The sequence below is a fragment of the Thiemannella venezuelensis genome (assembly GCF_014203605.1).
Classification (GTDB): domain Bacteria; phylum Actinomycetota; class Actinomycetes; order Streptosporangiales; family Streptosporangiaceae; genus Planomonospora_A; species Planomonospora_A venezuelensis.
Map to the genome: position 1 here is coordinate 1 of NZ_JACHJJ010000061.1, position 5,065 is coordinate 5,065.

The following is a 5,065-nucleotide window of genomic DNA, read 5'->3' on the forward strand; positions in this document are numbered from 1 at the left end:
CGGCCGCATGCACCACCCCACCCAGCCGGACACCGGCCAGCACCGCGGCGAGAGCCCCACGATCGGACACATCACAGGCCGCCACCGCGACCCGGGCACCCAGACCCTCCAGCTCGGCCACCAGCTCACCGGCCCCGGGGGCCAGCGGCCCGCGCCGCGACACCAGCAGCAGATCACGCACACCGTGCCGGGCCACCAGATGCCGGGCCACCAGCGCGCCCAGACCACCGGTACCACCCGTCACCAGCACCGTCCCCCACAGGGCGGGAGCGGGTTCGGCCGGAGCCTCGCGGCGGGCCAGGCGGGGTACCAGGATCCGGCCGTCCACGACGCGGACCTGCGGCTCGCCGACGGCCGCGATGCGCGACCAGTCGGCGTACCCGTCGGGGACCTCGGCCAGGACGAACCGGCCCGGCTGCTCGGTCTGCGCCGACCGCACCAGCCCCCAGACGGCCGCGCCCGCCACGTCGCCGGGCCGGGTCACGAACATCAGCCGGGACTCGGCCAGCCGCGGATCCTGAATGGCGTCCAGCGCCTGCGCGGCGAGCCGCCGCAGCGCGGCGGGCACGTCCTCGCGTCCGCCGGCGCAGGGGATCACGACGGACTCGGCGTCGCCGGGCTCGGCGACCGCCTCCACCCAGTCCACCCGGTACGACACCGGCCCCGGCGTCACCGTGCCGCCCGGCACGGGCCGCGTGCGGACCGAGGCCAGCGAGAACACCAGCCGCCCCGAGTCGTCGGCGGCCTCGATCGCGCAGCCGTCGTCACCGGTCCTGGCCAGCCGTACCCGCAGGGACCTGGCCTCGGTGGCGAGCAGCCGCACCCCGCGCAGCTCGAACGGCACCCGCAGCCCGTCGGCGTCGCCGCCGGCCACCAGCAGCGGGTGGAACATGGAGTCCAGCAGGGCCGGGTGGATGCCGAACCCGGCCACGTCCACGTGCTCGGGCACCGCCACGTCGGCGTACAGCTCCTCGCCGTGCCGCCACACGGCCCGCAGCCCCTGGAAGGCCGGGCCGTACTCGTAACCCTGCCCGGCCAGCCGCTCGTAGCCGTCCTCGACCTCGACGGGGACGGCCCCGGCGGGCGGCCACGCGGCGGCCCATCCGGGGCGGGCCTCGCCGTCCCGGTCCTCGGCGACGGCGCCGGACAGGTGGCGGGTCCACCCGGCCTCGTGGTCGTCGGCGGGGCGGGAGTGCACGCGTACGGGGCGGGCGCCGGAGCTGTCCGGAGCCTCGACGACGACCTGCACCGCCACACCGCCGCGCTCGGGCAGGACCAGCGGCGCCTCGAACATCAGCTCCTCCACCAGGCCGAACCCGGTCCGCGAGCCCGCCTCCAGCACCAGGTCCGCCAGCGCCGCCCCCGGCAGGACGACGGCCCCGCCCACGGCGTGGTCGGCCAGCCAGGGCGCGTCGGCGACGGACAGCACGCCGGTGAGCACGGTCGGGCCGTTGTCGGCCAGCTCGACGGCCGCGCCCAGCAGCGGGTGGCCGGTGTCGCGCAGTCCGGTGGCGGACAGGTCGGCGCCCCGGGCGGGCGGGCCGAGCCAGTAGCGTTCGCGGTCGAACGGGTACGGCGGAAGGTCGACCGGGCGGCCGCGGGGGGACAGAGCGGCCCAGTCCACGTCCGCCCCCGCCGTCCACGCCGCCGCCAGACCGGCGACCAGCCCGTCGGCCTCACCCCGGTCGCGCCGGTGCAGGGCGGCGATCGTCGTGTCGTCGCCGGTCACGCAGTCGTGCGCCATGCCGGAGAGCACGGCCTGCGGCCCCACCTCCACGAGGATGCGGGCGCCGGACTCCTCCAGCGTGCCGATCGCCGCGTGGAACAGCACGGGCCGCCTGATCTGCTCCAGCCAGTAGCCGGGGTCGGTCCAGTCGCCGGGGATGCCGGTGACGAAGGGCACGCGCCGCGTCCCGAACGCCGCCGTCTCCAGCTCGGCGGCGAACGCGGCCAGCATCGGCTCCATGAGCGGCGAGTGGAAGGCGTGGCTGACCGGCAGCCTGCGGGTCCGCCGCCCCTGCGCCTTCCAGTACGCGGCCACGGCCAGGCAGGGCTCCTCCGCCCCCGAGATCACCACGCCGGCGGGGCCGTTGACGGCGGCGACGCCGACCCGGTCCTCCAGCCCGGCCAGGGTGGAGGCGACCTCGCCGGGGGTGGCGTTCACCGCGACCATCGCGCCCGGCTCGCACAGCTCGCGCATCAGCCGGCCGCGGGCGGCGACCAGGCGGGCGGCGTCCGGAAGGGTCCAGATCCCGGCGACATGGGCGGCGGCGTACTCGCCGACCGAGTGCCCGGCCACGGCCGAGGGCGTCAGGCCGAGCGCCCCCAGCAGCCGGTACGCGGCCACCTCGAAGGCGAACAGCGCGGGCTGGGTGTAGGCGGTGTCGTTGAGCAGCTCGGACGTGAGGGCGCCGGGCTCGGCCCACATCACGTCGCGGATCGGCCGGTCGAGATGGGGGTCGAGGGCCGCGCAGACCTCGTCGAGCGCGGCGGCGAACACCGGCGAGCCTGCGGCCAGCTCGCGTCCCATCCCGGGCCGCTGTCCGCCCTGCCCGGTGAACAGGAACGCCACACGGGGCCGCTCGCCCGCGACGCCCTCGATCACCTCAGCCGTCTCGCCCCGTGCGTAGCGGGCCAGTGCGGCGGCCAGGGCGGCGCGGTCGCGGCCGAGCGCGACGGCGCGGTGCGGGAGGAGCGGCCGGCCGGCCAGTGTGCGCGCCACGTCGGCCGGCTCTTCCTTCAGCTCGGCCAGCTGCCCGGCCCTGGCCGTCAGCGACCGCGGACCGTGGGCGCTGACCGGCCAGGCGATCGGACCGGTCAGGACGGCGGCGACCGGCGGCTCGGGCTCGGGAGCGTACTCCTCGATGATCGCGTGCGCGTTGGTGCCGCTGATGCCGAAGGAGGAGACGCCGGCCCGGCGCGGCCGCTCGCCGCGCGGCCACCCGGTCTCCTCGGTCAGCAGCCGCACGTCGCCCGCCGACCAGTCCACATGCGGGTTGGGCTCGGTGACGTGCAGGGTGCGGGGCAGCACGCCGTACCTCATGGCCATGACCATCTTGATCACGCCCGCCACCCCCGCCGCGGCCTGCGTGTGACCGATGTTCGACTTGACCGACCCCAGCCACACCGGCCGGTCGGCCGGACGCATCCGCCCGTACGTGGCGAGGATGGCCTGGGCCTCGATCGGGTCGCCCAGTCTGGTGCCGGTGCCGTGGGCCTCGACCACGTCGATGTCGCGGGTGTCGAGCCGGGCGTCGGCCAGCGCCTGCTGGATCACGCGCTCCTGGGCGGGGCCGCTGGGCGCGGTCATGCCGTTGCTGGCGCCGTCCTGGTTGATCGCCGTGCCGCGGATCACGGCCAGGATGCGCCGCCCGTTGCGGCGCGCCTCCGACAGCGGCTCCAGCGCCAGCACCCCGGCGCCCTCGGCCCAGGCGGCGCCGTCGGCCGAGGCCGAGAACGACTTGCACCGGCCGTCGGGGGACAGCGCGCGCTGCCGGCAGAACTCGACGAACGAGTCCGGTGCGGCCAGCACGGTGACGCCGCCCGCCAGCGCGAGCGAGCACTCGCCCTGGCGCAGTGCCCGCACCGCGAGATGCAGGGTGACCAGCGAGGACGAGCAGGCCGTGTCCACCGTCAGCGACGGGCCCTCCAGGCCGAAGGTGTAGGAGACGCGGCCGGAGAGCACGCTCGGCGTGCTGGAGGACAGCAGCGTCCCCTCCATGGCCGGGGGCACCGCGCCGTGCATGAACCGGGAGGAGTAGTCGTTGAACATGTTGCCCGCGTAGACGCCGGTGCGGGTGCCGTGCAGGGCCGCCGGGTCGATCCCCGCGTGCGCGAGCGCCTCCCAGCACGTCTCCAGGAAGATCCGGTGCTGCGGGTCCGTGCCCAGCGCACTGCGCGGGCTCATCCCGAAGAAGGCCGCGTCGAAGTCGGCGACGTCGTACAGGAAGCCACCGTGCCGGGTGTACGTCTTCCCGGCCGCCTCCGGGTCGGGATCGTACAGGCCGTCCACGTCCCAGCCGCGGTCGGCGGGGAACTCGCCGATCGCGTCCCGGCCCGAGGAGACCAGCTCCCACAGCTCCTCGGGACCGCGGACCCCACCGGGGTAGCGGCACGCCATCCCGACGATCGCCACCGGCTCGTGGCGGCGCTCCTCGTCCTCGGCCAGCCGCCGGCGGGCCTCCGTCAGGTCGACGGTCACCCGCTTCAGGTACGCGCGCAGCTCGGCCTCATTCGCCATGGTCAAGCCCTTCCATCGAAGTTCGCGGAGGTGATGTCATGGCCCGGTTGTCGATCAAGGCGAAGATCTCCTCGTCCGAGGCGGAAACGATCTCTTCTGCGGCCCCGCCGCCGTTCCCCGCGGTGACCGCGGCGGCAGCGCCGGTCTCGCCGATCCTGGACAGGGCGCTCTGCAGGATGGCGACGAGCTGGCGGCGCACGGCGTCCCCCTCGCCGTTGGCCGCCGACAGCGCCGCCTCGGCCTGGTCCACCGCCGCGCGCAGCGCGTCCTCCGGCGAGGGGGCGTCCGGGGCCAGGGCGGTGAACAGGTACTCCGTGAGCGAGGTGACGGTGGGGTGGTCGAACACGACCGTGGCGGGCAGGTGCAGACCGGTGTCGGCGTTGAGCCGGTTGCGCAGCTCGACGGCGGTCAGGGAGTCGAAACCCAGCTCGTTGAAGGCCCGGTCCACGTCCACGGCCTCGGGGCCGGGGTGGGCGAGCACGGTCGCCACGTGGCTCCGTACGAGGTGGGTGAGGTGGGCCCGCGCGTCGGCCTCTCCCATGAGCGCCAGCCGCTCCCCCGGCTCCGGGCCGCTCGCCGCGGCGGGCGTCGCGGGACTCGCGGCGGACCGGCGCGGTGCGGCACGGACGAGGCCGCGCAGCATGGGGGGCAGGTCGCCGTTCTCGGCCCGGGCACGCAACCCCGCCGTGTCCCAGCGCGCCGCCACCACGACCGCGTCGTCCCCGGCCAGAGCCGCATCGAACAACCCCAACCCCTGCTCCACACTCAACGGAGCGATCCCGGCCCGGGCCAGGCGAGCAAGATCAGCCGGACCCAGCCCCCCGG

Annotated in this window: 2 protein-coding genes; both read right to left on the reverse strand. The window is 76.0% G+C overall.

The features are described 5' to 3' along the window. Positions 1-4,240: type I polyketide synthase (locus FHS22_RS37015; protein ID WP_184948865.1), on the reverse strand; the 4,240-nt coding region annotated here is incomplete at its 3' end. Beyond that, on the reverse strand, positions 4,230-5,065 hold an 836-nt coding region (locus FHS22_RS37020), incomplete at its 5' end, for an acyl carrier protein (RefSeq protein ID WP_221474608.1). The genes FHS22_RS37020 and FHS22_RS37015, both read right to left, overlap by 11 nt.